At 62.1% G+C, this 24,844-nt stretch carries 21 protein-coding genes and 1 pseudogene; 13 read left to right on the top strand and 9 right to left on the bottom strand.

Features of this window, described 5'->3' with window-relative positions:
- Window positions 1-8 precede the first annotated feature (8 nt).
- The gene (locus IZV00_RS12715; protein WP_230463216.1) at window positions 9-272 is read left to right on the top strand and encodes a hypothetical protein; all 264 of its coding nucleotides are present in this window, start codon (window positions 9-11) and stop codon (window positions 270-272) included.
- Here IZV00_RS12715 and IZV00_RS12710 read toward each other — a convergent pair whose 3' ends face one another.
- Complete coding sequence (locus IZV00_RS12710; RefSeq protein WP_196224972.1) at window positions 273-1,535, bottom strand: allantoin permease; 1,263 nt, start codon at window positions 1,533-1,535, stop codon at window positions 273-275.
- A gap of 415 nt (window positions 1,536-1,950) precedes the next feature.
- Here IZV00_RS12710 and IZV00_RS12705 point away from each other — a divergent pair, with 415 nt between their 5' ends.
- The 11 genes from IZV00_RS12705 to IZV00_RS12655 all read left to right on the top strand — a co-directional run bounded on the left by IZV00_RS12705 (window position 1,951) and on the right by IZV00_RS12655 (window position 11,061).
- Window positions 1,951-2,919: a thiamine pyrophosphate-dependent dehydrogenase E1 component subunit alpha gene (locus IZV00_RS12705; protein WP_230463215.1), complete on the top strand. Its 969-nt coding sequence runs from the start codon at window positions 1,951-1,953 to the stop codon at window positions 2,917-2,919.
- Between the two features lie 56 nt (window positions 2,920-2,975).
- Window positions 2,976-3,743: an SDR family NAD(P)-dependent oxidoreductase gene (locus IZV00_RS12700; RefSeq protein WP_196224971.1), complete on the top strand. Its 768-nt coding sequence runs from the start codon at window positions 2,976-2,978 to the stop codon at window positions 3,741-3,743.
- A gap of 55 nt (window positions 3,744-3,798) precedes the next feature.
- The gene (locus IZV00_RS12695) at window positions 3,799-4,767 is read left to right on the top strand and encodes a thiamine pyrophosphate-dependent dehydrogenase E1 component subunit alpha (RefSeq protein WP_230463214.1); all 969 of its coding nucleotides are present in this window, start codon (window positions 3,799-3,801) and stop codon (window positions 4,765-4,767) included.
- A gap of 12 nt (window positions 4,768-4,779) precedes the next feature.
- Window positions 4,780-5,787, top strand: coding sequence for an alpha-ketoacid dehydrogenase subunit beta (locus tag IZV00_RS12690; protein WP_196224970.1), 1,008 nt, complete (start codon window positions 4,780-4,782; stop codon window positions 5,785-5,787).
- A 4-nt stretch (window positions 5,788-5,791) separates the two neighbouring features.
- On the top strand, window positions 5,792-6,913 hold the full coding sequence (locus IZV00_RS12685; protein ID WP_196224969.1) for an acetoin dehydrogenase dihydrolipoyllysine-residue acetyltransferase subunit: 1,122 nt from the start codon (window positions 5,792-5,794) through the stop codon (window positions 6,911-6,913).
- A 35-nt stretch (window positions 6,914-6,948) separates the two neighbouring features.
- Window positions 6,949-7,704, top strand: a complete 756-nt coding sequence (locus IZV00_RS12680) for an SDR family NAD(P)-dependent oxidoreductase (RefSeq protein WP_196224968.1) — start codon at window positions 6,949-6,951, stop codon at window positions 7,702-7,704.
- Between the two features lie 27 nt (window positions 7,705-7,731).
- On the top strand, window positions 7,732-8,148 hold the full coding sequence (locus IZV00_RS12675; protein ID WP_230463213.1) for a GlcG/HbpS family heme-binding protein: 417 nt from the start codon (window positions 7,732-7,734) through the stop codon (window positions 8,146-8,148).
- A 35-nt stretch (window positions 8,149-8,183) separates the two neighbouring features.
- Window positions 8,184-8,633, top strand: coding sequence for an OsmC family protein (locus IZV00_RS12670; protein WP_196224967.1), 450 nt, complete (start codon window positions 8,184-8,186; stop codon window positions 8,631-8,633).
- A 39-nt stretch (window positions 8,634-8,672) separates the two neighbouring features.
- The gene (locus IZV00_RS12665; protein WP_196224966.1) at window positions 8,673-8,963 is read left to right on the top strand and encodes a putative quinol monooxygenase; all 291 of its coding nucleotides are present in this window, start codon (window positions 8,673-8,675) and stop codon (window positions 8,961-8,963) included.
- Between the two features lie 195 nt (window positions 8,964-9,158).
- The gene (locus IZV00_RS12660; protein ID WP_196224965.1) at window positions 9,159-10,052 is read left to right on the top strand and encodes a LysR family transcriptional regulator; all 894 of its coding nucleotides are present in this window, start codon (window positions 9,159-9,161) and stop codon (window positions 10,050-10,052) included.
- A 181-nt stretch (window positions 10,053-10,233) separates the two neighbouring features.
- A complete protein-coding gene (locus IZV00_RS12655; protein WP_230463212.1) occupies window positions 10,234-11,061 on the top strand; it encodes a putative hydro-lyase in 828 nt (275 codons plus the stop codon).
- Between the two features lie 51 nt (window positions 11,062-11,112).
- On the opposite strand, the gene IZV00_RS12650 is transcribed toward IZV00_RS12655, so the two are convergent.
- The 7 genes from IZV00_RS12650 to IZV00_RS12620 form a co-directional block, all read right to left on the bottom strand.
- Window positions 11,113-12,033: an alpha/beta fold hydrolase gene (locus IZV00_RS12650; RefSeq protein ID WP_230463211.1), complete on the bottom strand. Its 921-nt coding sequence runs from the start codon at window positions 12,031-12,033 to the stop codon at window positions 11,113-11,115.
- A 34-nt stretch (window positions 12,034-12,067) separates the two neighbouring features.
- Window positions 12,068-13,228 (bottom strand): Gfo/Idh/MocA family protein, encoded by a 1,161-nt coding sequence (locus IZV00_RS12645; protein WP_196224963.1) that lies wholly within the window; start codon window positions 13,226-13,228, stop codon window positions 12,068-12,070.
- Between the two features lie 66 nt (window positions 13,229-13,294).
- Entirely contained in the window at window positions 13,295-15,010 is a 1,716-nt protein-coding gene (locus IZV00_RS12640) for an acetyl/propionyl/methylcrotonyl-CoA carboxylase subunit alpha (RefSeq protein WP_196224962.1), read from the bottom strand.
- Window positions 15,007-16,593 (bottom strand): urea amidolyase family protein, encoded by a 1,587-nt coding sequence (locus IZV00_RS12635; RefSeq protein WP_230463210.1) that lies wholly within the window; start codon window positions 16,591-16,593, stop codon window positions 15,007-15,009. Before IZV00_RS12635 ends, IZV00_RS12640 begins: the two co-directional genes overlap by 4 nt.
- Before the next feature lie 4 nt (window positions 16,594-16,597).
- Window positions 16,598-17,368: a LamB/YcsF family protein gene (locus IZV00_RS12630; RefSeq protein WP_196224960.1), complete on the bottom strand. Its 771-nt coding sequence runs from the start codon at window positions 17,366-17,368 to the stop codon at window positions 16,598-16,600.
- A 125-nt stretch (window positions 17,369-17,493) separates the two neighbouring features.
- The gene (locus IZV00_RS12625; RefSeq protein ID WP_196224959.1) at window positions 17,494-19,860 is read right to left on the bottom strand and encodes a TonB-dependent receptor; all 2,367 of its coding nucleotides are present in this window, start codon (window positions 19,858-19,860) and stop codon (window positions 17,494-17,496) included.
- 250 nt (window positions 19,861-20,110) lie between these two features.
- The gene (locus IZV00_RS12620) at window positions 20,111-20,305 is read right to left on the bottom strand and encodes a hypothetical protein (RefSeq protein WP_196224958.1); all 195 of its coding nucleotides are present in this window, start codon (window positions 20,303-20,305) and stop codon (window positions 20,111-20,113) included.
- 160 nt (window positions 20,306-20,465) lie between these two features.
- On the opposite strand from IZV00_RS12620, the gene IZV00_RS12615 reads away from it, so the two are divergent.
- On the top strand, window positions 20,466-21,080 hold the full coding sequence (locus IZV00_RS12615) for a 3-keto-disaccharide hydrolase (protein ID WP_230463209.1): 615 nt from the start codon (window positions 20,466-20,468) through the stop codon (window positions 21,078-21,080).
- Between the two features lie 45 nt (window positions 21,081-21,125).
- Here IZV00_RS12615 and putA read toward each other — a convergent pair.
- Window positions 21,126-24,730: pseudogene (gene putA, locus IZV00_RS12610) on the bottom strand (trifunctional transcriptional regulator/proline dehydrogenase/L-glutamate gamma-semialdehyde dehydrogenase).
- Window positions 24,731-24,844 lie beyond the last annotated feature (114 nt).

Here is a 24,844-nt window from a genome sequence, read left to right as displayed (position 1 = left end):
TGGAGAGTATGATGTTCCCACATCCCGGTCCCAACAGGAACCGGCGGTTCAAGATCGTCGATTCCGACATGGTCAACTTCATGGAAACGGTCAGCTTCAAGAAGACCGACGAATCCCTCGGCGAAATCTTCGGGATCAGCTACAATACCTGGCGAAAGATCGCGCGGCGGGAGCCTGTCCGCTATTCGCTGGCGAACAGGCTCGAGCACCGGATTTCCATGATGCGCGGATCGGGCGACGCGCCGCCCAAAGGGCTGACGTCCTCTAATTAATCAGGCCGTCTCGCCTCTGGCGCCTGCCTCATCGGCCCGTTCCCGGCCGCACAGCAGCGCATACAGGACGACCGCCGCGACGAAGGAAAGGGGCGCGGCGAAGCTGGAAAGCGGCTCTGGCGCAAAGCTGATGGCGGCGCCACCTGCGGCCGCCAGCAGCCAGGATGCCGTCGGCCCCGCACGCCAGGCCGGGGCATCCTCCACAGGGCGGCTGTCCCGCGTCCCCGCAAACAGCGTCACGCCGATCCACGAACACAGGATGATCCCCATGAACTGAAGCGAAACCAGCATATATTTGAACACGCTCCCCGTCGCCATCAGGACAAAGGCGATGGCGCACATCATCAGGACGAACAGGAAATTGGGAAAGCGCCTGCCAGTCAGCCCTTCGACCACGACATTCATGTTCAGCGTCGCCACGTAGAAGTTGGCGAGGTTGATGCGCAACTGGGTCGCCAGGATGAACGCGAAACCGGTTGCCGCGCCCAGCACGGCCAGGCTCGCATCCACCACTGCCGTCTCGCTCAGTTGAGACACCTGCACCGTTCCGACCAGGAAAATGCCGATCAGGCCGTTCACCAGAAATGTAACGATGTAGAAAGGCGCGCCGAACGTCATGAGCGCGTGGAATCCCTCATCCTCCTTCCGCCCGAAACAGGCGAAGTCGGACATGATGACCAGCAACACCCACACGCCCATATAGGCCACGAAACAGTTCCACCACCCGAAGGGCGATGGCGCGGCGGGTCCGACATGCAGCCATTTGTCCGACCAGCCATAATCGGTGCCAGCAAGGTAGAACAGCGCCACGATGCCCACGAGATACAGGGGTAGCAGGATGAAATTCGCCCGTTCGATATGGTTGAGTATCTTGCCCGACCAGATGAAAGGGATGGTCATCGCGGCCACGATCGCCGATGCCCCGACATAGCTGATCTGCGGGAACACCCGTGGGACGATCGCGGCCAGGATCGACCCTTCGAAAACGCCGTAATAAAGGCCCGTCAGCGAAAGGACGAAGGCGAAAAGAACCGCGCCGCGCTTGCCGAACATGGCGGTAGAGATCATTTCAACCGACATGCCGGTGCGGATCGCACGGCGGGTATAGACCCGGCCGATGACGGCATAGCACAGCACTGACAGCAGCATGCCGATGATGGCGTTGACGGTCCCGAACGACAAAGCCAGCGCCGGGGCAAGATAGAGGTAGAAGACGGCGGAGCAAAGCGTCCACCAACTCATCGACAAGGCGAAGCGACTCATCCGCCCCTCCGGCGGCACGGGGCCTTTCCCCATATCTGCACTCGCGCTGTTTCCTGCCATAAATCCCCCGACTGTCTTGCCGCCTGCTGCCGTGATAGGGACGGCGCGCAACATCAAAAGTGGCCGCCATTCTCCGGGGCGATGCTGGAATATTCAATTTGAAAATTCGCACTCCCGGCTGCTTGAATACCACCATCTCCGCATCGCTTGGCGGTTCGCCTGCACGGCCATGGTGATCAGCTTGCGCCCGTTGCCGATAAATTTTCCTTATGTGCTCAAATCGCCAAACAAGATTTGACCTGGATGCCCTGTCGCGGGACCATCATCGCCAGCATTGAACAGCATATGGCCTTGCACCTTTTCCGTCGGGGCCAGCGCGGTGAGGCCTTACCAAGGGGCAGGAATGATGTCGGGGATGCAGTTACCGCATGAACGTCTGGTGGATGCGTATCGGTCGATGCGCACGATCCGGGTGTTCGAGGAACGGATCATGCAGGAGATGGGGACCGGCGACATTCCGGGCAACACCCATCTCTATGCGGGGGAAGAAGCGTCGGCGGTGGGCATTTGCCTGCACTTGCAGGATGACGACTATATCTCCTCCACCCATCGCGGCCATGGCCATTGCATCGCCAAGGGCTGCGACATTGACGGAATGATGGCGGAACTGTTCGCCCGCGCGACCGGCACCTGCGGCGGCAAGGGCGGATCGATGCACATCGCCGACCTGCGCAAGGGCATGCTGGGCGCGAACGGCATCGTCGCGGCGGGCGCGCCGATCACCGTCGGCGCCGCACTGTCGGCCAAGATTTTGGGCACGGGCAAGGTCGCGGTGGCCTTTGCCGGGGACGGCGCGATGAATGAAGGGGTGATGTCGGAAAGCTTCAACCTCGCCAAGATATGGAACCTGCCGATCATCTTCGCGATCGAGGATAATGGCTTTGGCGAAGCGACCGCCAACGAACATGTCTCGGCGGGCAGCTTCAGCCGCCGCGCCGAAAGCTATGACATTCCGGCGATAGAGGCGGACGGCACTGACCTGTTCAGCGTCTATGCCGCCGCCGGGGAAGCGGTAGCACGGGCGCGCTCAGGCGGCGGCCCCACCATGCTGCACATCCATGTGCCGCGCTATTATGGTCATTATAGCGGCGATCCCGATACCTACCGCACGCCGGAGGAAAAGGCGCATATGCGCGCCAACCGCGACTGCCTCACCAACTTCCGCAACCATGTGCGCGACTATTCCATGCTGGACAGCGCGCAGCTCGATGCCGTCGATCAAGAGGTCGATGCCGCCATCGACCATGCCGTCAAAGCCGCAAGAGCCGCGCCCTTCCCCCAGCTCTCCGCGCTCACAACCGACGTCTATGTGAAATATCTCTAGCCGGGTCTGCTCCCGGCCCTTCCTTTTCATTCTGTTGTTAAAAATTGCGGGGTTCAATGAGCTACAAGGACAAAGTTGTCATCGTAACTGGCGCAGGGTCTGGCATGGGCCGGGCGCTCGTTGCCGAATTCGCGTCTCGCGGCGCGCGCGTGGCGGCGTTCGACGTCAACCTTGCCGGCGCGACCGAAACCGTCAACCAGCTGCCCGACCCGTCCATGGCGCTTCCACTGCTCGTGGACATCACCAATGAAGCGAGCGTGCAGAACGGCATCGACGAAGTCATGCAGCGCTGGGGCCGCATCGACCTGCTCTGCAACAATGCCGGTGTGCTGGACGGACACGCGACCGCGCATGAAACCAGCCTGCAGGAATGGGAAAGGGTGATGGCGGTGAATTCCACCGGCCCGTTCCTGACCTGCAAGGCGGTCATTCCGCACATGCTGAAACAGGGCAAGGGCGCGATCATCAACACATCGTCCACGTCCGGTTTCAGCGCGGCGGGCGGCGGCGCGGCCTATACCGCGTCCAAGCATTCCGTCATCGGCCTCACCCGTCAGCTTTGTTTTGAATATGGCCCGCTCGGCATCCGGGTGAACGCCATCTGTCCGGGCGCGACGGCGACGCCGCTGGCGATGAACGCGATGGGCGACAATTCGCCGGACATGGACGCCGCGATCGCCAAGGTGCCCGCCCGCCGCTGGTGCCAGCCGCAGGAGATCGCCAAGCTTGCCGCTTTCCTGGGCAGCGACGAGGCCGATTATGTCCATGGCAGCACCTACGTCATGGATGGCGGCTGGCTGACCGGCGCGCGCGATCCGTTCTGAACCAAGGGGGCAATGACAGGCGCATGATCATCAAGGGGCAGGAATGATGTCGGGGATGCAGTTACCGCATGAACGTCTGGTGGATGCGTATCGGTCGATGCGCACGATCCGGGTGTTCGAGGAACGGGTGATGCAGGAAATGGGGACCGGCGACATTCCGGGCAACACCCATCTCTATGCGGGGGAAGAAGCGTCTGCGGTGGGCATCTGCCTGCACTTGCGCGACGATGACTATATCTCCTCCACCCATCGCGGCCATGGTCATTGCATCGCCAAGGGCTGCGACATTGACGGGATGATGGCGGAACTGTTCGCCCGCGCGACCGGCACCTGCGGCGGCAAGGGCGGATCGATGCACATCGCCGATCTGCGCAAGGGCATGCTCGGCGCGAACGGCATCGTCGCGGCGGGCGCGCCGATCACGGTTGGGGCAGCCCTGTCGGCCAAAATCCTGGGCACGGGCAAGGTCGCGGTGGCCTTTGCCGGGGACGGCGCGATGAATGAAGGGGTGATGTCGGAAAGCTTCAACCTCGCCAAGATATGGAACCTGCCGATCATCTTCGCGATCGAGGATAATGGCTTTGGCGAAGCGACCGCCAACGAACATGTCTCAGCGGGCAGCTTCAGCCGCCGCGCCGAAAGCTATGACATTCCGGCGATAGAGGCGGACGGCACTGACCTGTTCAGCGTCTATGCCGCCGCCGGGGAAGCGGTAGCACGGGCGCGCTCAGGCGGCGGCCCCACCATGCTGCACATCCATGTGCCGCGCTATTATGGTCATTATAGCGGCGATCCCGATACCTACCGCACGCCGGAGGAAAAGGCGCATATGCGCGCCAACCGCGACTGCCTCACCAACTTCCGCAACCATGTGCGCGACTATTCCATGCTGGACAGCGCGCAGCTCGATGCCGTCGATCAAGAGGTCGATGCCGCCATCAACCACGCCGTCAAAGCCGCAAGAGCAGCGCCCTTCCCGCAACTCTCCGCGCTCACAACCGACGTCTATGTGAAATATCTTTAAGGGCTTGCGAAAATGCCACAAAAATCCTTCCGGCAGGCGTTGAACGAAGCCCTGCATTTCGAAATGGCGCGTGACCCCAGCGTGATCATGCTGGGCGAAGATTTGACCGGCGGCGCTGGCGCCAATGGCGTTCAGGATGCCTGGGGCGGCCCCTTCGGCGTCACCAAGGGCCTGCTGGGCGCCTTCGGCCCGGAACGCATCCGCGACACCCCGATCAGCGAAGCCGCCTTCATCGGCGCGGCTGCGGGCGCTGCGCTCACGGGCCTGCGGCCGATCGCCGAGATCATGTTCGCCGATTTCGTCGGCGTGTGCATGGACCAGATCATGAACCAGATCGCCAAGTTCCGCTACATGTTCGGCGGCCGGGCGAAGACCCCGCTCGTCATCCGCGCCACCTATGGCGCAGGGTCGCGGTCGGGGGCGCAGCACACGCAGGCGCTGCATTCGATCCTGACGCACATTCCGGGGCTGAAGGTCGTCATTCCCTCCAACCCCTATGATGCCAAGGGCCTGCTGCTCCAGGCGATCCGCGACGATGATCCGGTGATTTTCCTCGAAAACAAGATGCTCTATGACACGATGGGCGATGTGCCCGACGCGGCCTACACCATCCCCTTCGGCGAAGCGCGGGTGGTGCGTGACGGCAAGGATGTGCTGATCGTCGCGATCGGCCGCATGGTGGGCTTTGCGGAGGAAGCGGCGCGCACCCTCGCCGCCGACGGCATTTCGGCCTGCATCGTCGATCCACGCACCACGTCGCCGCTGGACGAGGATACGCTGCTGGAGATGGCGGAGGATATCGGCCGGGTCGTCATCGTCGATGAATCGAATCCCCGGTGCAGCATCGCCACCGACATCTCCGCCCTGATCGCGGACAAAGCCTTCGACGCGCTCAAGGCGCCCATCAAGATGGTGACCGCGCCCCACAGCCCGGTCCCCTACGCCCCCAATCTGGAGGACGCCTACGTCCCCGACGCCGCCGCCATCGTCAAGGCGGCCACCGCCATCGTCCGGAGATAAGATCATGCCATCGATAGAAGCCGTCACCGTCCCCCGCTGGGGCATGACCATGACCGAAGGGACGATCACCCAATGGCTCGCGGCCGAAGGTGACGTGATCGAGCGCGGCCAGGAAATCGTCGAGATCGAGACCACGAAAGTCAGCAACGTCGTGGAATCGCCCGCGGGCGGCACGCTGCGCCGCATCGTCCTGCCCGCCGGGATCACCGCCCCGGTGGGCGCGCTCGCCGCCGTGCTGGCGGACAGCGCCGCGACCGATCAGGACATCGACGCCTTCGTCGAAAGCTACGCCAGCAAGCTCGGCGCAGGCGACGATGGCGAAGCGGCAGGCGGCGCCCCCCGCACGATCGAGGCCGATGGCGGCACGGTCAACCTGCTGGAAGCCGGAAGCGGCGACGGTCCCGCCGCCATCTTCCTGCACGGCTTCGGCGGCGACCTCACCACCTGGCTCTTCAATCAGGAAGCGGCGGCGGAAAGCGGCCGCGCCATCGCCATCGACCTGCCGGGCCATGGCGCCTCCTCTCCGATAGAGGGCGGCGACGTCACCGCCCGCATCGCCGCACGGGTGAAGGCCGCGATCGATCAGGTCGCGCCCGGCCCCGTCCACCTTATCGGCCATTCCTTCGGCGGGGCGGTCGCCGCAGCCGTCGCCGCGCTTGATCCGGCCAACACCGCCTCGCTCACGCTGATCGCGCCGGTCGGCTTGGGCAAGGACATTAACCGCGACTTCCTGACCGACTTCATCGCCGCCGAACGCCGCCGTCCGCTTCAGGAAGTATTGGGCCGCCTGTTCACCGATCCCTCGAAGATCACCAGCGACATGGTCGAAGGCACGCTGCGCTTCAAACGGCTGGAGGGCGTGAGCGAAGCCCTCACCGCCATCGCCGACTCCATCGCGGACGACAATGGCCAACGCCAGTCGATCGGCGAGGCGCTGGCAAAGCTCGACTGCCCGGTCATGCTGATCTGGGGCGATCAGGACGGCATCGTTCCGCTGCCCAATGCAGCCGACTTGCCCGCCAGCGCCGAACTGCGCGTCATCCCCGGCGTCGGCCATATGCCGCAGATGGAAGCGGCAAGCACCGTCAACGACGCCATTCACGACAACATAGGCAAGGCTGGCTGACAGGCCGCCCCCACTTCAACCCGAAGGCATGGGACATGAGTGAAAGACTTCTTGGCAAGCGAATCCTGCTGACGGGCGGCGTCGCCAATATCGGCCTTGCGATATTGAAAGCCTATGTCGCCGAGGGCGCCACCGTCGCCGTGGTGGACCGGGACACGGAAAAGGGCGAGGCGCTGAACGCCGAATTCCCCGGAGCCGTGCGCTTCTTCCACGCCGATATTTCCCGCGAGGAGGATATCGCCGCCGCCGTGCAGGCCGCCGCGGAATGGATGAACGGCCTCGACACGCTCTGCCTCAACGCCGGTCTGCAATTGTCGGGCGGGATCGAGGATTTCAGCACCGACAACTGGGACCGCACCTTCGCGGTCAACGTGCGCAGCGGCTTCCTCTTCGTCAAGCACGCCCTGCCCCTCCTTCGCGCGGCGGGCAACAGTTCGATCACCTTCATGTCGTCGTTGGCGGGCAAGCGCGGCGCGCCCGGCCTCCTTGCCTATTCGGCGTCCAAGGCCGCGGTGATCAACATGGCAAGCGCCCTGGCACAGGAACTCGCGTCCGACGGCGTCCGCGTCAACGCGGTCTGCCCCGGCTGGATCGACACACCGTTCAACCAGCCGATCATCGACCTCATGGGCGGATCGGCCCGACAGGATGAGGTGGTCCGCGCCAATGTCCCTCTGGGTCGGCAAGCGCTGCCGGAAGAGGTCGCGCCGCTGTTCGTCTATCTCGCTTCCAACGAAGCATCATACGTGACCGCGCAGGCGATCAACGTCGATGGCGGGGCCTATAACTAACCGCCAGCCGCTGGCGAGGGGAGACTGATGATGCTGAAACTGATTTCTCACGAAGCCGCCATGCGCGCGCTGGCGGCGGGCGCGGCCAAGGCCCGCGAACTGGGCGAACCATCGTCGCTCGCGATCGTCGATTCCGGCGGCAATCTCCTCGCCTTCCTGCGCGCCGACGATGCGGGCCTTGCCACCGTCGATATCGCGCAGAACAAGGCCTACACCTCCGCCGCGCTGCGATCGCCCACCGCGAACTGGATGGAAATCTCCCAGCCCGGCGCCCCGCTCTATGGTCTGGAACGATCGACCAACAGGCCGCTGGTCCTGTTCGGCGGCGGCCTGCCGATCGTCCATGAAGGCACGGTGATCGGCGGCGTCGGCGTCTCCGGCGGCCCAGCCGAAGCCGATGTCGCCATTGCCGAGGTCATGCTCGCCGCACTGGCCGAGGGCTAAGCTGACCCGTCCACCTTCATAGGATTTTCAAGCGTATGTCCCAACATAAAATCAGGCTGGAATGGGCGTCAGCCCCTCATGCTGGTCAACCTGGCACCTACAGCCGCGACCATAAGGTCGTCTTCAGCCCGCAAACCGACGTACAGGCATCGGCAGCGGCGGAATATCTCGGCAACGCCGCGCTTGCCGATCCGGAACAGCTGCTCGTGTCCGCGCTCGCCAGCTGCCACATGCTCGTCTTCCTCGCGATCTGCGAAGGCAGCGGCTATGCGGTGGAAAGCTATACCGACAACGCCACAGGCGAAGTGTCGAAAAGCGCGGAAGGCTATCCTTGGGTGTCGTCCATAACCCTGCGCCCCCGCGTGATCTTCACCGGCGAAAAGCAGCCCACCCCGGAAGCCCTGTCGCGTATGCATGACCGGGCGCACCGGGGATGCTTTATCGCCAATTCGATCAAGTCCGCCTTCGCGCTGGAACTGGACTGAACAACTTCCTCAAAATATCACGCAACTTCAGGAGAGATTATGACGGACAAAGTTTATGTGTCGGCCCTGCTGACCACTGTGCCGGGCAAAGAGGACCTGATGCGCGAAGCGCTCAAGGAACTGGTCGCTGCCGTGCGCTCCGAACCCGGCTGCACCCTCTATGACCTGCATGAATCCGCCAGCACGCCCGGCAATTTCATGTTCTATGAAATCTGGGACAGCGAACAGGATCTTGAGGTTCACAACAACACCGAACTGATGAAGGCGTTCGGCGACAAGGCGGGCGGCTGGCTGGGATCGATCACCGTCGAAACCTATCGTCGCCTCTGACGGCCGCCCTTGGGCAGCTCCACGGGCCGGTCGTTCAGAACCAGCCCATGGAGCCGTAGCAGCGCCGCCTTTATTGCCACCCGCATGGCTGCGGCATTCGGCCTTTTCCTCACCCGATGCTTTTGTCTTGATCAGCATATTTTTTAGGAGAATGCTCTGTCATCCATAGTCAACGCGATCAAAAGGGACCGCTCCATGATTGACCTGCGCACGCTGGAGACTTTCTACGTCGTGGCTCAGGTTGGCGGCTTTCATCGCGCAGCAGAAAAGCTGCACACGACGCAGCCGGCCGTCTCCGCACGCATCATCCAGCTGGAACATGCGCTCAAGGCCAAGCTGTTCGATCGCGACAACAGGGGCAGCCATCTGACCGCGAAGGGCCGCGAATTGATGGTCTATGCCGAACGGATGATGAACCTCAGGACGGAAATGCTGCTTGCCATGTCCGGCCCCAGTGCGCTCGGCGGCACGGTCCAGCTTGGCGTGTCGGAAACGATCGTCCACACCTGGCTTTCCGAACTGCTCAAGCGGTTGCACAATGAATATCCCGCGGTCACGCTGGAAATCAACGTCGACACCTCTTCCAACCTCGCCAGCGCTCTGGAAAATGGCAGCATCGACGTCGCCCTGCTCCTGGGTCCCGTGACCTCCGCAAAGGCGCAGAACCTGCCGCTCTGTTCCTATCCCATTTGCTGGGTGGCGCACAGCGATCTCGACCTTGGCGATGATCCCGTCTCGCTGGAAAGCCTGGCGGCGTATCCGATCCTCACCTATGCGCGCTCCAGTCGGCCCTACTGGCAACTGGCCGACCTGTTTCAGAAAGCGCATCTGAAAGGGGTGCGCTTCTTTGCCAACAGTTCGCTGTCCTCGATCGTGCGGATGACGCGCGACGGCATCGGCATCGCCGCCATCCCTTCCGAAACGGTCGCCGACCAGATCGCCAGCGGCGAACTGCGTCTCATTGAAACTGGCGACGACATGCCGACCATGTCCTTCACGGCGAGCTATTTTGTTCAGCCCGATCGCCCATTAAATGCGGTTCTTGCCGAACTTGCCCAAGAAGTGGCGATGCAATCGCCCAACTGCTGACCATCTCAGCGGCGTCTGTTCAATCTTCGATCTCATTCCAGATAGGAATATTGTTGGCGCTGTTTCAAATTCTTTTCAGCAGAATTTTCTATCTCAACTCATCACATATGGAGATTTGACCGGATCACCCCCTTTCGTGACACATGGACTGCCAGCATCGATTTTCAAGAAGGGGGTGCAAGTGGCAGCATTGGATCCGGCATCGGCACGCTCGCCTGCGGACGTTCGAGCAGACATTAGAGCGGGGAAGATCCGGGGACATACGTCAGGCATGGCGCATGGCTTCGTCCAGGCGAACCTCGTGATCCTGCCCAAGCCATGGGCGGAAGATTTCCTGCAATTCTGTCTCGCCAATCCAAAGCCCTGCCCGCTGGTAGCGGTCGGCAAGCCCGGCGATCCCGCACTTCCGACATTGGGGCCGGGAATAGACATACGCACGGACGTCCCCAAATATTGCATCCTGCGGGACGGGCAACCGGTCGGCGAAAGTCACGACATCACCGATCTGTGGGGCGACAACTTCGTCAGCTTCCTCATCGGCTGCTCTTTCTCTTTCGAAGGCGCTTTGATCGATGCGGGCCTTGAGGTCCGTCACATCGCGCTAGACCGCAATGTCCCGATGTTCCGCACCAACATCCCCTGCGAACCAGCCGGACGTTTCTCGGGCAATCTGGTGGTATCCATGCGCCCGTTCCAGGCTCTCGATGCCATTCGCGCGGTCGAGGTGACAAGCCGGATGCCGCAGGTGCATGGCAGCCCCGTGCATATCGGCGACCCGTCGCGCATCGGCATCATCGATGTGACGCAGCCGGACTATGGCGACAGCGTTCCGGTCGCGGACGGTGAATTGCCGGTATTCTGGGCTTGCGGCGTGACGCCGCAGCTCGCCATCGCACAGGCGCGGCCCCCGATCGCGATCACGCACAGTCCCGGCTGCATGCTGGTCACCGACATTCGGGACGAAAGCCTGCTGGACGGCGATTTCCGCTTCGAACCCGGTCCCATCTGACCGGTTGGACCCGTTCCGCCTTGACTGGGTAGGCGGAACGGGTCCCTTTTCTCACGCCTTTGCGGCAAGTCCGGTGAAGAAATCGTCCAGTTCGCGAGCCAGCGCCTCGGGCTGTTCTTCGGGGATATAGTGCCCGCAAGACGTGATCGCGGTGCCCTGCACATTCGACGCCACCTGGCGCAGTTCCGCCACCAGATCGGGCATCGATCCCTGATCGGCCTGAACCGCCAGCACCGGCATGTTGAGCTTGCCCTTGGCGCTCAGCGCCCGGTTCTGCTCGGCCGACTGTGATACGGCCCGGTAATAGGCCAGGCCGCCTTTCAGCCCGTTCTTCAGGAAAGCGCGCAGATACTCCGCCCGGTCCTCGTCCGAAAAGACCAGCGGATTGGCTGCCTTCCGGTTGAGATACCAGTTCATGTAGATGCTTTCCTTGCCCTCGATGAATATCTCCGGCAGGTCAGGCACATTGTGGAAGGCGACGTGCCAGGTGCGCCAGGCGACATTCGCCGCCCAGGGCAGCGCATCGGGCAGGCTGATGCCCGGAATGCCGGTGTCCAGGATCACCAACCCTTTGAGCGCTTCGCCATATTCCACCGCATAGGGATAGGCGACCCAGGCGCCGATATCGTGCGCGACCAGATAATGGCTGCTGATGCCCAGCTTTTCGAACAGGCCATGCATGATCCGGGCGACATTGCCGGTGTCGCATCCGGTGAGCGGCAGATCGGAATCGCCCTGCCCCGGCAGGTCGGGCGCGATCACCCGGTATCGCTTGCCCAGCATCGGCAGCACCTTGCGCCAGGCGTACCAGCTCTGCGGGAAACCGGCGACCAGCACCAGCACCTCGCCATCCGGCTTGCCGCCGCTCACATAATGGACGCGGGTGCCGTCGATGGTCTGGAAACCATGAACGAAACCCTCAACGCCCGTATCTTGCCAATCGAACTGCTCACCCATCGAAACTTCCTTCAATTCGCCATTTCCTTCACGAAATCGCATCGCCTCTTTATCCAGCGATCTCGATATTCTCCCACTGCCCAGTCTCGCCCGACTTCAGGATCGCGTCGGCAATCCGCTCGATCTGGACGCCGTCGGCGAAATTGGGCGAAGCGGGCTTGCCCTCGGCGATGGCCTTCAGGAAATTATACCATTCGATCGATTTCACATCGATATAACCCTGACCCATACCCGCGACCGGCCACAGCTTGTCGCCAAAGGGCTGGTTCGGCCCGGAGTAGATGGTGCGATAGCCAAAGGCGTCCGCAGGATCGTCGGCAAAAGCGACGCGCAGTTCATTCAAGCGCTGATAGTTGAACGCGATCGACCCCTTCGTCCCATGAATTTCAAAGCCCAGTTCATTATGGTGGCCCCAGGCGTTGCGGGTAACCTCAATCGTGCCATAGGCCCCGTTGGCGAAGTGGATCATGGTCAGCGCAGCGTCATCGACATCGACCGTGCCCATCTCATCAGATGCCGCGCCGCTCGGGCCGAAGAAGCGTCCGGCGGGCAACGGCCGCTGCGGCACCAGGGTCTTGACGATGGAACTGACCGAGGAGAATTCACCCACCAGCAGCCGCGCCGCGTCGATCACATGGGTGCCGATGTCGCCCAGCGTGCCCGAGCCGGCCTTTTCCTTGTTGAAGCGCCAGGACAAGGGCGTCGCCGGGTCCGCGCCCCAATCCTGAAGATAGCGGCCCCGGAAAGTGTGAATCTCGCCAATGCGGCCTTCCTCGATCAGGCGCTGCGCCATCTGGATCGCGGGCGTGTGGCGGTAATTATAGGACAGCATGGTGGTAACGCCCGATGCGCGCGCGGCAGCCAGCATCTCCTCTGCGTCGGCCACGGTCATCGCCATCGGCTTTTCACACAACACATGCTTGCCAGCCTTTGCAGCGGCGATGGCGATCGGCGCATGCGTGTCGTTGGGCGTGCAGATGTCTACAATGTCGATATCCGGGCGGCTGACGACCTCGCGCCAGTCGGTCGCATGCTCGCTAAAGCCATATTGGCGGGCAGCGTTGCGCGCCAGTTCCTCGTCAATGTCCACGACGACCTTGCGTTCGATCTCGACTGGAGAACCGAACAGGATCGGCACCACGGCGGTGGCGATCGAATGCGCCTTGCCCATGAAGCCCGTGCCAACCAGCGCAACGTTCAATTTTTCCACTTCAGTCCTCCGTCAGGAACATCGATGTTCCATATGATCCAACGCAACAGTGGCCGTCCGGCGCGTTCAGGCGATGACCGCCAGTTCTGCCCCCAGATTGACCAGGTCGCCTGGCTTGGCTTTCAAGCCTATGCGTCCGGCGACAGGCGCGGTGATGCGGGTTTCCATCTTCATGGCTTCCATGACCGCGATCAGATCGCCCTCGGCCACGTCCGCGCCGTCTTCGACCAGCCATTGCTGGAGCGTGCCCGGGATCGGCGCCACGACGGCCCCCTCAGAGGCCGGAGATGCCGATGGATCCCCGGCCTCTGAGGGGGCAGCGCCCACCCCCGAAAACAGCCTGGCCGGCAGGGCGATAGCGTGCCTTTTGCCGTCGATTTCGATAAAGCTGTGAATGAGTCCGCCTTCGACAGGATCGACGCGGGGGGCAGGCTGGACGCCGCGAAACTCCGTCTCGATCCAGTTGGTGAACACGCCAAAAGCCTCGTCACCTGTGAAGGCCGGTTCTTCCACCACTGCCCGGTGAAACGGCAGAACGGACGCGACACCTTCGATACGGAATTCTGCCAGCGCGCGGCGCGCATGGACGAACGCTTCCTGCCGCGTGCGGCCGGTGACGATCAGCTTCGCCATCATCGAGTCATACAGACCCGGAATCTCCGATCCCGTTTCGACCCCCGCATCCACGCGCACATTCGGCCCGGCCGGAGGACGAAAGCGCGTGATCAGGCCGGGGGTAGGCAGGAAGCCCCTGCCCGGATCTTCGGCATTGATGCGGAACTCGATCGCGTGACACAGCGGTTCGGGCGTGTCATCGATGCTGAGCGGCAGCCCGTCAGCGACCCGCAATTGTTCTACGACGATATCGACCCCAGTCGTTTCTTCCGTCACCGGATGTTCGACCTGAAGCCGGGTGTTCACCTCCAGGAAGGAGATAACCCCATTGGGCGATAGCAGGAACTCAACGGTCCCAGCGCCTACATAGCCCGCTTCCTTGCAGATGGCGCGCGCCGCATCGTGAATGGCGCTTCTCTGGCCGGGTTCAAGGAACGGCGCGGGCGCTTCTTCGACCAGCTTCTGGTTGCGCCGCTGCAAGGAACAGTCGCGCGTGCCCAGCACGACGATATTGCCATGCGTGTCGGCGATGACCTGAGCCTCGACATGGCGGGGGCGGTCGAGAAACTGCTCCGCATAGCATTCGCCCCGGCCGAACGCCTCCTTTGCCTCGCGCACTGCGGAATCGAACAGCTCGCCCACCTCGTCCATGCGCCGCGCGACCTTCATGCCGCGCCCGCCGCCGCCAAACGCCGCCTTGATCGCGATCGGCAGACCGCATTGCTCGGCGAAGGCCACTGCCTCCGCAGCCGAAGCCAGCGACCCTCCCGAGCCCTGGACGAGCGGCGCGCCGACCTTTTCAGCGATCCGGCGTGCCTCGACCTTGTCACCCAGGATGGTGATGACATCGGGCGCGGGTCCGACCCAGATCAGCCCGGCGTCGATGACCGCTTGCGCGAACTCCGCCCGTTCCGACAAAAAGCCATAGCCCGGATGCAAGGCGTCCGCCCCGGCTTTCCGCGCCACATCGATGATCTTGGCGATGTTGAGATAATTGTCCGCAGGACGGCCCGGCCCCAGTCCATAGGCTTCGTCGGCCGCCTCCACATGCAGGGACAGCGCGTCCGCATCGGAATAGATCGCAACCGACGCGACGCCATAATCGCGGGCGGCGCGGGCGATGCGAATGGCGATCTCGCCACGGTTGGCGATCAGCAGCTTCTTCATAAGGCGATGGTCTCGGCGGCTGGCTGGAAGACGGCGATGGAATTGAAACGGATCATGGCGCCGATCGGAATTTGCCCGGCCAGATCCAGATGATGCGGCGCGACGACGCCGATGACGGGATAGCCCCCGGTCAATGGATGATCGGCAAGGAACAGCACTGGCTGGCCATTGTGCGGCACCTGCACCGAACCACGCACCGTGCCTTCGGATGGCAGTTCCTTGTTATCGCGGCGCTCGAGAGGCTTTTCACCGGACAGTCTGAGGCCGACCCGGCTCGATTCAGGCGTCACTCGCCATGGCTGGCGCAGCAGCGTCTCGACGCCCTCATCGGTGAACCAATCCGTGCGCGGGCCTAGCAGCAGATCGAGCGTCACCACGTCCCCCGCCCTCGGCAACGTCGGAGCAAGCGGGCGCTGCGCGTCCACCGCCAGTGCGGGCGCGTTCGCCAGCTCCAGAATGTCGCCCTGGCTTATGGGATCAGGCCCGACCTTTGCTAGCGTATCGTATGCCGCAGCACCGAGCACCGGGGCTACGCCGAAACCGCCACGAACGGCCAGATAGCTGCGCATCCCGCTGAGGGGGATGCCCATACTGATGATGTCTCCCGCGTCCAAAGCGAAAGGCTGACCGAAGGGCGCGCTGATCCTGCAGCCTCCGCTGGATCGGATTTCCAAGGGGCATGGAGCCCCGGTGACAGCCATCGTGACTGGCTGATCCGCTTCCAGTTCAAACCCGCCAAAACTGATCTCGATCGCGGCGGCGCCGGGCGGGTTGCCGACACAGATATTGGCTTCGCGAAGGGCAGCGCGGTCAAGCGCGCCGGATTCCGAAATTCCCTGACCGGCCCTGCCCGGCCGCCCCCTGTCCTGATAGAGAGCGGGGCGATCGCAGCGACGCACCCGCAGGCCCTGCGTCACCCGACGCTTGGGCGCAGGCGCAGACGCGTGATCAGGCACCGTCACGCTGCTGCCCTTGGCCATATCGCGGAACCGCACCCTGTCGCCCGGCGCCAGCAGCGCAGGCTTGTCCCGATGCGTATCCCACATCCGAAGCGGCGTCGTACCCAGCAACTGCCAGCCACCGGGGCTGTCGGTCGGATAGATGCCGCCGAACTTCCCCGCCAGCGCCACTGTTCCAGCGGGCACGCGCAACCGGGGGGTCGCACGGCGCGGCACGTCGATGTCCGGGTCGTCGCTGATCATATAGGCAAAACCCGGCGCGAAGCCCGTGAAGGCGACCGTATAGGTGGCGGCCATGTGCCGCCGCACCAGTTCGTCCACCGACCAGCCCAGTATTTCGGCGATGCTGCCCAAATCTTCGCCATCATAGGTCATGGGAAGGTCAATGGCTTTGCCTTGGCGGGCGGCATGTGCGGACAGGTCAAGCTGTCCGATCGCTCGCGCGAGGGCCGTCCGGTCGGTCAGCAGAGGATCGAAGCGGACAAGCAGCGTCCGCGCGCCGGGAACCATTTCATGAACGCCGCGAGGCCTGCTCTCCATCAGTCGATCGAGCAGCGCCAGCGTCTGGTCCAGATCATCCAGTTCGACGAGGACCGCTTCTCCGCCTGCGGCAAGGAAACGCATGGCCTTAGCCATCGCTCAGGGCGAACGGCTTGATGGCGACACCATTGGCCGTCAGAGTTTCGCGTAGCTTGGCTGCGATGGCGACAGCTGCGGGCGTATCTCCGTGAATGCAGATCGATTCCGCCTCCAGCCGGATGTCCGTGCCATCGATGGCGGTGATGCGGCCTTCGGTCACCAGCCGCAGGACGCGATGTGCAATGGCGTCCTCGTCGTGAAGCACCGCGCCGGGCAAGCGGCGGCTGACCAGACTGCCATCAGGATTATAGGCGCGGTCGGCGAAGGCTTCCCGTACGACCCGAAGGCCCGCATCACGCGCCTGATCGACGACTGACGCGCCCGCGCCGACCATCAGGATCAGGCCGGGATCGATCGCCTTGATGCCTGCAATGACATCGACCGCCTGCCGTTCATCGGTGGCGATGGTGTTGTAGAGGGCGCCATGCGGTTTGACGTAGCGCACACGCGTACCTGCCGCGCTGGCCAGGCCCTGAAGCGCGCCGATCTGATAGATGGTGTCGGCGACAAGTTCGGCGCTGCTGGGATCCATGTTGCGCCTGCCGAAGCCAACCAGATCGGGATAGGCAATGTGCGCGCCTATGGCCACTCCTCGGGCTGCGGCCTCCCGCAATACCGACAGGATGCCCGCCGGGTCGCCCGCATGAAAACCGCAAGCGATGTTGGCGCTGGAAACGATGGCGAGCATGGCGGCATCATCGCCCATCCGCCATGCGCCGAAACTTTCTCCCAGGTCGCTGTTCAGATCAATCGTCGCCATGTCGTGATGCTTTCAAAGGCCCGGTATATAGTGTGCGACGATTCACGGCCAGGATCCAACATGTCTTGAAAGAGAGGGGATTGGAACCGCCACGTAGTGACGGCTCCAATCCCCAGGCGGAGAGATCAGAAACGATAATTGTAGTTGACGCCAACGGTCAGCGGTTGGTTGGTCGCTATGCGGAACAGCGCGGGGCTGTTGACGCTCATGCCCGTATTATTGGCCGAAATCTGGGCACGTTCGTCGGTAACGTTGTTGACATATAGTGCCGCGGACCAGTTATCCCGTTCGAACTGCATGCGCAGGTTGAGCAGATTGTAGGACGGCAGCCGGTAATAGCTGAAGGACACATCCTGTGCCGGACCGACCAGCGTATCTTCGGCGCGCAGCGTCAGAAGGACGTCGTTCATGACCGTTCGGCTGTAGGTTAGTGCTCCAGTGACCTGATATTTGGGAATATTCAGGATCTGCTGACCGACCGAATAGCCGGTGCCAGGCAGCACGCTGGTCAGCTTCGCATGCGTGTAAGTGCCGCTTACCTGTGCCGAGATTTCGGGGGTCAGCTGGAAGCTTGCTTCCACTTCCGGGCCGTAGGTCGCGGCTGAACCCGCATTCGTCGTATAGCCAAAGCCGCAGGGCAGCGTCAGAAGCTGCTGAATGCCTGACCATTTATTATAGTAGAAGCTGGCGTTGAAGGTCACGCCCTTGGTCCGGAACTTCTCGCCGCCCTCATAGGTCCAGATCTTGTCGGCATCATATCCCGAAGGCGCCTGAGTCAGGCCCAAGGCCTGCAATCCGGGCAAGCACGATCCCGGTCCCGTCACAGGCACCGTCTGGTTGACGCCCCCAGGCCGGAAACCCTGAGCCGCAGTTGCATAGAGGGTGAGGTTGGAACTGGGCTCGTAGGACAGGTTGAACTTGGGCGTGAAACCCTGGTTCTTCTTTTCCGATGTGATCCTCGTGATCCCCAGATTACCCGTCGGCGTGAAATAGCCGTTTTGCGTCAGATCCAGCGAGTTGTCGAAGTGGAAATAGCGCCCGCCTGCCGTAAAGGTAAGTTCCGGCGTGATTTTGTAAGATGCCTCGCCGAAGAAGGCATATTGCTTGACCTTGAAGATCTGGGTCGCATCAAAGATGATGCCATCCGGGTTTGCCGGGCAGCCACCGTTCGAAAAGCCGCAAAGGGCCGGATCTTGCGTGAAGCTGCGGTTTACGGATTTCAGATTGGCATAAAAAGCGCCTGCGATCCATTTGAACCTTCCGCTGCCATTGGACGCCAGGCGGACTTCTTCCGAAAACTGGTTGACGTCATTCCACCCGAGCTGGATCTCATAGGGATTGGTCGGGAATGTGGGCAGGTTGAAATAGTTCTGATAGGCTTCGGTCGTGTCCTGGGTCAGCGCCTGATTACGCTTCCAGTAGCTGGTGACGAAGGTCAGCGTCGCGAAGTTCATGTCGACCGCTGTCGAATTGCCGAGCAGCCAGAACTTGTCACGATAAGGCTCGGCGATGTCATATGGCTGGAAGTGCGCCATATATTTTTCGCCGGGCGGAACGTCGAACGTATTGGCGCCGCCCTGGCGCGTATATTGGATCAGCCCGGTGGTGGTTGAGGTGATGTTGTCCGTCGGCTTGACTAACAATGTTCCGCGAACATTGGTCGTATGCGTCCAGTTCACGTTCTTGAAGCGCTTGGACACGGGAGCATTTTCAACCGCGCCACGGTCGCAGCCCTGAAATGGGGCGCAACCGCTGCCGGTCGGGAACGGGAACGGATCCACCACGACGCGATCTATCCAGCCGCCGACATAGCTTTCCGTTGCAGCCAGGCGGAATGCGGCCTTGTCCTTGAGCAGCGGGATGTTGAGCGCGACGCTGAGCGTGCCATTGGGCTTGCTACCGCCCTTCGTCATTGAACCGTCCAGCGACACCGAGCCGCCAAATTCATCCAACTTCGGCTGGTTAGTGATCAGGCGAATGGTGCCGCCCATCGATCCACCGCCATAGAGCGTTCCCTGGGGACCACGCAGCACTTCGACGCGGGCCAGGTCATAAAGGGAAGGATCGATGACGGTGCGGCTCCACGACCCTACCGGCGGAGTGAGCGCGATGTCGTCGAGGTAGAAGCCCACGGTCGGCGCGGAACCGCCCGCAGCAGCAAGACCTCGCATGGACAGTTCCGTCTGACCCGGACCTGCGGACCGCACCGTAACGCTCGGCACTGTCCGGATCGCATCTTCAAGGCGTGAAATGCCGCGATTTTCAAGCTGCTCGCCAGTTACGGCGGTAATGCTCATCGGGGTTTTCTGGATCGTCGATTCACGTTTGTTGGCGGTGACGATGATTTCCGCGCCTCCATTGGCGCCTGCAGGCTGTTCCGCCGCGACCGCATAGGCTGGGACACCAAGAAGAGACAGGATCGTTCCAGAATAAAGGCTGGCCCGCAACCATGGCTTGGAGCTTTTTCCGTCGATATTTCGATATATTCCCATCACGCTTCCCCCAATTAATATTAAAATGATGACAATAACGCGGTAATTTCCCAGACTTTGCGTTGGAGGCTATAGGCTTAGCCCAACCATTACTTCATGGACGCTTGCGACGAACTCGCTTGCCGTGATTAATCGAGCATCCCCCTTTCACGTGGCCAACGTCAAATCTCCATATCTGATGGCTTGAGATAGATAATTCTAATTGGAGGATAAGGTGGAATGATCACACGCCGAAGAGAGACCTTTCCAATCAAGCGACCAGCTCTACGAGCATGGTTTCGCCGTCTGGCAGATCACCTGCCAGCAGAAGGCTGAGTGCAAAAAGTCGTTCTTGTGACCGGGGAATGGCGATGTCATGCGCATCGCAACCGGCTTGACCGAACAGGACTTTTCGCGACCATGCTGTTAATCGTCGAACCAGCACATCGACAGTGGAGAGCAGCATGGATCAAAGGACCGGACGTCGGACGTTCATCGCCGCAGCTACCACGTTGGCGCTGTTCCCTCGCTGGGCCTTGGCGGCGCAACGGTCAGAGGCGCCTGCGCCAAAAGCCATGCTCCTGATGCCCCGGCCGATTGACGGCGACGGGCCAAGGTTCAAATCCTTGTTTGACGGCCACACCCTGGCGGGCTGGCGCGGTGATCCGCGATACTGGCGCGTGGAAGATTACTGCATAGTTGGCGAAGTGACGCCGGACACCCTGCTTCGGAGCAACACTTTCCTGATCTGGGAAGGCGGGAAGCCCGAGGATTTCGAATTGAAGGTGGAGTATCGGATCACTCTTGAAGGCAACAGTGGGGTCAACTACCGCAGCACCGTTGTCAAAGACGAGATCACGCCCACCAACCGCTTCGCCATGTCGGGGCTACAGTTTGATATCGACGGCCGGAATCTCTTCACGGCTATGGTCTATGAAGAGAGGGGACGCGGCTTTATCGCGCGCCGTGGTCAGTTTGCGCGAACAACGTTCCCGCCGTCGCAAATAATCGGTTCGATTGGTGAGCCCGGCCCTCTGAAAGCAGCGATCAAAGCTGAATGGAACGAAGCCCATATCATCGCCAAGGGTTCGGCCATCTATCATCTGTTGAACGGCCAATTGATGGCCGCGGCGACCGATGAGTCGGCGGATCGTCGGCGCAAGGGCGAGATCGGGATGCAGGCGCACGTAGGTCCGCCGATGAAGGTCGAATATCGAAACATCCGGTTGAAGCTGCTGTAGCGCAATCCGTGAAGGGATCGGCTATGGAAGCGTCGGCGTAAGCGCTTATCCGATCATCATGAGGCTGGCATTACCTCCAGCAGCAGTCGTGTTGATGGAGATCGACACTTCTTCGAGCAACCAATCGCAATGATAGGCAAGGGGCTGGTCCTGCTTGGCTGCATGAACGGATATGATCGGCCCCGGCATAGCCGCGACTTCCGCCGCGGCTCGGGCAACGGCAGCCTCGTCTCCTTCCACCAGCGCAACTGCGCAAGGCCCGTCAGGCAGGACCGCGAATGCAGCGGCGACATTAGAGGGCAGATCGTCGGGAAGCGCCTCTGCAACCACGCCCCGGTTCCCGGTCGCAAGGATGGCAGCCATCTGTTCGAACAATCCATCCCGGCTCTGCGGCTTCATCAGCACCTGACCACGGGGATGCAGGCTGTAAAGATTACGTTCCCCGACGGGTCCGGCGAGCGCGTGTTCCAACCCAACAGCGGAGGCGGCGGCGTAGTTGCGGGCTTTTGCCGCGCTGCCGATTTCGCCCTTTTCTTCCAGCCAGTTCGCGAAATCATGGATGGGTGAAGCCGGATGCCGCGACTTCCATCCGAAAGCGGATGGGTGCGTCGCCAGCCGGTTAAGATAAAGCGGACCACCAGCCTTGGGTCCCGTTCCAGAGAGCCCACAGCCCCCAAACGGCTGGACGCCGACAACCGCGCCGATCATGTTGCGGTTCACGTAGAGATTGCCCGCCCTCACCCGCGATGTAACATAAGAGATCGTCTCATCGAGGCGGGTATGAAGGCCGAAGGTCAGCCCATAGCCAGTGGCGTTGATCGAATCGATCAGCGCGCCCAACCGTTCCCGGCGGAAACGCACGACATGCAGAACCGGGCCGAAAACCTCTCGCTCCAGTTCGCCTATATCGTCAATCTCGATAATCGTTGGCGCAACGAAGGTGCCGTGTGCCGCCTCGGCAGGCAGGGTGAGTTGATCAACCCGTTTTCCGCGCTCGCGCATTCTGGCAATGTGCTGATCGATCCCCTTCTTTGCCGCCTGCGTGATCACCGGCCCGATGTCCGTCCTCAGCGCATCGGTGCTGCCAACGCGCATTTCCCGCAACGCGCCCTTGAGCATCAGGAGAATGCGATCCGCGACCTCTTCCTGCAGGCAGAGTATGCGCAGCGCGGAACAGCGCTGACCCGCGCTGTCGAACGCGGAGACCAGCACGTCCGCCACCACCTGTTCGGCGAGAGCAGACGAGTCGACGATCATCGCGTTCTGTCCCCCCGTTTCGGCGATAAACGGAATAGAGCGACCTGCGGGTGAAAGCCTCTTGGCAAGCTGGCCCTGAATCATTCGCGCAACGGCAGTCGATCCCGTGAACATGACGCCCGCAGTTTCCGGCGCCGCGACCAGTGCGCTGCCCAACGCGCCATCGCCCGGCGCCAGTTGCAGAGCATGCCGGGGCACGCCCGCCTCATGCAGCAAGCGCACGGCCTCCGCCGCGATCAGTGGCGTTTGGACTGCGGGTTTTGCCAGCACCGGATTGCCTGCAACCAGAGCGGCAGCGACCTGACCGGTGAAGATTGCGAGGGGAAAATTCCACGGGCTGATGCACAGGGTCGGTCCCAGAGGATCTTGCCCGGCACCGATATTGGCCCGTGCCTGCGTCGCATAATAGCGGAGGAAATCGACCGCCTCGCGAACCTCCGCGATTGCGTTGGAAAGAGATTTCCCGGCTTCGCGGATCAACAGACCGAGCAGGATCGGCATGCGCGCCTGCATCGCATCGGCGGCGCGTTCCAGAATGGCTGCGCGCTCCTCCACCACCCTGCTGCTCCAATCGGACGTCGCGGCACGGGACATGAGTGCGGCGGCATCCTCGGCCGCCAGTTCCACCACCGTGCCGACCCTGTCCCGATGATCGGCTGGGTTGAGTATGGCGCGCGCCTTCCCTGAACCGAAGGTCGGGACCGCCCTCCACTCGATCGCGGCGCTATCGCGAAGGGCCTGCGACAGGGCGGCGAGCGTGCCTTCGTCGCTAAGGTCGAAGCCGGTTGAATTGCGCCGATCGGGATACAGATCGGCGGGCAGGACGATCAGGTCATGCTTCGCGCCGGGATGGGGCATGGCACGGACCACCTCGGCCGGATCAGCGATCAGATCCTCGACCGAAACCGCCGGGTCCGCGATACGATGGACGAAGGAGGAGTTGGCGCCATTCTCAAGCAAGCGGCGGACCAGATAGGCAAGCAGCGTCTCATGCGTGCCAACCGGCGCATAGATGCGGCACGGGCGGTCGAGATTTTCCTTGCCCACGACCTGTTCGTAAAGCGGCTCTCCCATGCCATGCAGGCACTGAAACTCATATTGGCCGACGCTGAAATCAGGGCCTGCGATGCGGTAAATGGTCGCGAGGGTCTGCGCATTATGGGTCGCAAATTGCGGAAAGATCGCATCGGGGGCCGCAAGCAGCTTTTTTGCGCAGGCGATATAGGCAACATCGGTGTGCACCTTGCGCGTGTAGACGGGGAAGTCGGCAAGGCCGTCAACCTGGGCACGCTTGATCTCCGCGTCCCAATAGGCGCCCTTCACCAGACGGACCATCATGCGGCGTCCTGAACGCCGGGCAAGATCGATGATCCAGTCGATGACGAACGGGCAGCGCTTCCCATAGGCTTGAATGACGAACCCCAGGCCATCCCATCCGGCCAGTTCCGCGTCTGTCGCCAGACTTTCGAGAAGATCAAGAGAGAGTTCGAGCCGGCCCATTTCCTCGGCATCGATGTTGAGGCCGATATCATAGCTTTTGGCGAGCAGGGCCAATTGCCGCACGCGGGGCAGCAATTCCCCCATCACCCGATCCGCCTGAGAGCGGGCATAGCGGGGATGTAGCGCCGACAGCTTGATGGAAATGCCGGGGCCTTCATACACGCCGCGTCCGCGCGCCGCCTTTCCGATCGCGTGAATGGCACGCTCATAATCGGCATGATAACGGTCGGCATCGGCCCCGGTCGTCGCCGCCTCACCCAGCATGTCATAGCTATAACGGAAGCCCTTTGCTTCCATACTCCGGGCGCGCTTCAGTGCCTGCTCGATCGTCTCCCCCGTGACGAACTGTTCGCCCATCATCCGCATGGCGAGATCGACGCCGCGACGGATCACCGGCTCCCCCGCGCGCGCCACCAGTCGGGTCAGCGCGGCGCCCAATCCCCGGTCATCAACGCTGCCGGCCAGCTTGCCGGTCACGACCAGGCCCCATGTTGCTGCGTTGACGAACAGTGATTTGCCGCCGCCCAGATGCGATCCCCAATCGCCATTAGAAAGCTTGTCGCGGATCAATGCGTCGCGTGTCGTCTGATCGGGAATACGCAACAACGCTTCGGCGAGGCACATCAGCGCCACGCCCTCTTCACTGGAAAGTGAATATTCCTGTATCAGACCTTCCACGCCGTTGCCCCTATGGTTGGCGCGCAGCGTGGTCACGAGCAGGCGGGCGATTTTTCTGATCGCTTCGCGATCCGATGGCTCAAGTGTCGCGGCTTCCAGCAGCGGCGCGATGCACGCGGCTTCCTCGCGCCGGTAGGCGGCGGTGATCGCTCGCCGAAGCGGTGTTTGGGGCATATGGGCGGGGCAAAGTCCTGGAAGGGCACGCGTCGGGTCATGGCAACTCCAACCACCCTCCATCATTGGGCCTGAGAATCGCATATATGGATGGATTGACCCAATTTTAGCATCCGGGTCGGGAGAAAAGCTGGAAAATCCCTCTATCTGGACTT

Origin of the sequence: Sphingobium sp. Cam5-1, from assembly GCF_015693305.1 — a bacterium.
GTDB lineage: Bacteria > Pseudomonadota > Alphaproteobacteria > Sphingomonadales > Sphingomonadaceae > Sphingobium.
Note: the sequence above shows the minus strand (reverse complement) of the source record. Positions and strands in the feature narration are given on the sequence as shown.

Coding starts and splice junctions, on each gene's coding strand:
- IZV00_RS12680 (WP_196224968.1), top strand. CDS start 6,949: ATGAGTGAAAGACTTCTTGGCAAGCGAATCCTGCTGACGGGCGGCGTC.
- IZV00_RS12660 (WP_196224965.1), top strand. CDS start 9,159: ATGATTGACCTGCGCACGCTGGAGACTTTCTACGTCGTGGCTCAGGTT.
- IZV00_RS12640 (WP_196224962.1), bottom strand. CDS start 15,010: ATGAAGAAGCTGCTGATCGCCAACCGTGGCGAGATCGCCATTCGCATC.
- IZV00_RS12695 (WP_230463214.1), top strand. CDS start 3,799: ATGCAGTTACCGCATGAACGTCTGGTGGATGCGTATCGGTCGATGCGC.
- IZV00_RS12705 (WP_230463215.1), top strand. CDS start 1,951: ATGCAGTTACCGCATGAACGTCTGGTGGATGCGTATCGGTCGATGCGC.
- IZV00_RS12670 (WP_196224967.1), top strand. CDS start 8,184: ATGTCCCAACATAAAATCAGGCTGGAATGGGCGTCAGCCCCTCATGCT.
- IZV00_RS12630 (WP_196224960.1), bottom strand. CDS start 17,368: ATGGCGACGATTGATCTGAACAGCGACCTGGGAGAAAGTTTCGGCGCA.
- IZV00_RS12685 (WP_196224969.1), top strand. CDS start 5,792: ATGCCATCGATAGAAGCCGTCACCGTCCCCCGCTGGGGCATGACCATG.
- IZV00_RS12700 (WP_196224971.1), top strand. CDS start 2,976: ATGAGCTACAAGGACAAAGTTGTCATCGTAACTGGCGCAGGGTCTGGC.
- IZV00_RS12710 (WP_196224972.1), bottom strand. CDS start 1,535: ATGAGTCGCTTCGCCTTGTCGATGAGTTGGTGGACGCTTTGCTCCGCC.
- IZV00_RS12715 (WP_230463216.1), top strand. CDS start 9: ATGATGTTCCCACATCCCGGTCCCAACAGGAACCGGCGGTTCAAGATC.
- IZV00_RS12620 (WP_196224958.1), bottom strand. CDS start 20,305: ATGCTGCTCTCCACTGTCGATGTGCTGGTTCGACGATTAACAGCATGG.
- IZV00_RS12665 (WP_196224966.1), top strand. CDS start 8,673: ATGACGGACAAAGTTTATGTGTCGGCCCTGCTGACCACTGTGCCGGGC.
- IZV00_RS12625 (WP_196224959.1), bottom strand. CDS start 19,860: ATGGGAATATATCGAAATATCGACGGAAAAAGCTCCAAGCCATGGTTG.
- IZV00_RS12675 (WP_230463213.1), top strand. CDS start 7,732: ATGATGCTGAAACTGATTTCTCACGAAGCCGCCATGCGCGCGCTGGCG.
- IZV00_RS12690 (WP_196224970.1), top strand. CDS start 4,780: ATGCCACAAAAATCCTTCCGGCAGGCGTTGAACGAAGCCCTGCATTTC.
- IZV00_RS12635 (WP_230463210.1), bottom strand. CDS start 16,593: ATGCGTTTCCTTGCCGCAGGCGGAGAAGCGGTCCTCGTCGAACTGGAT.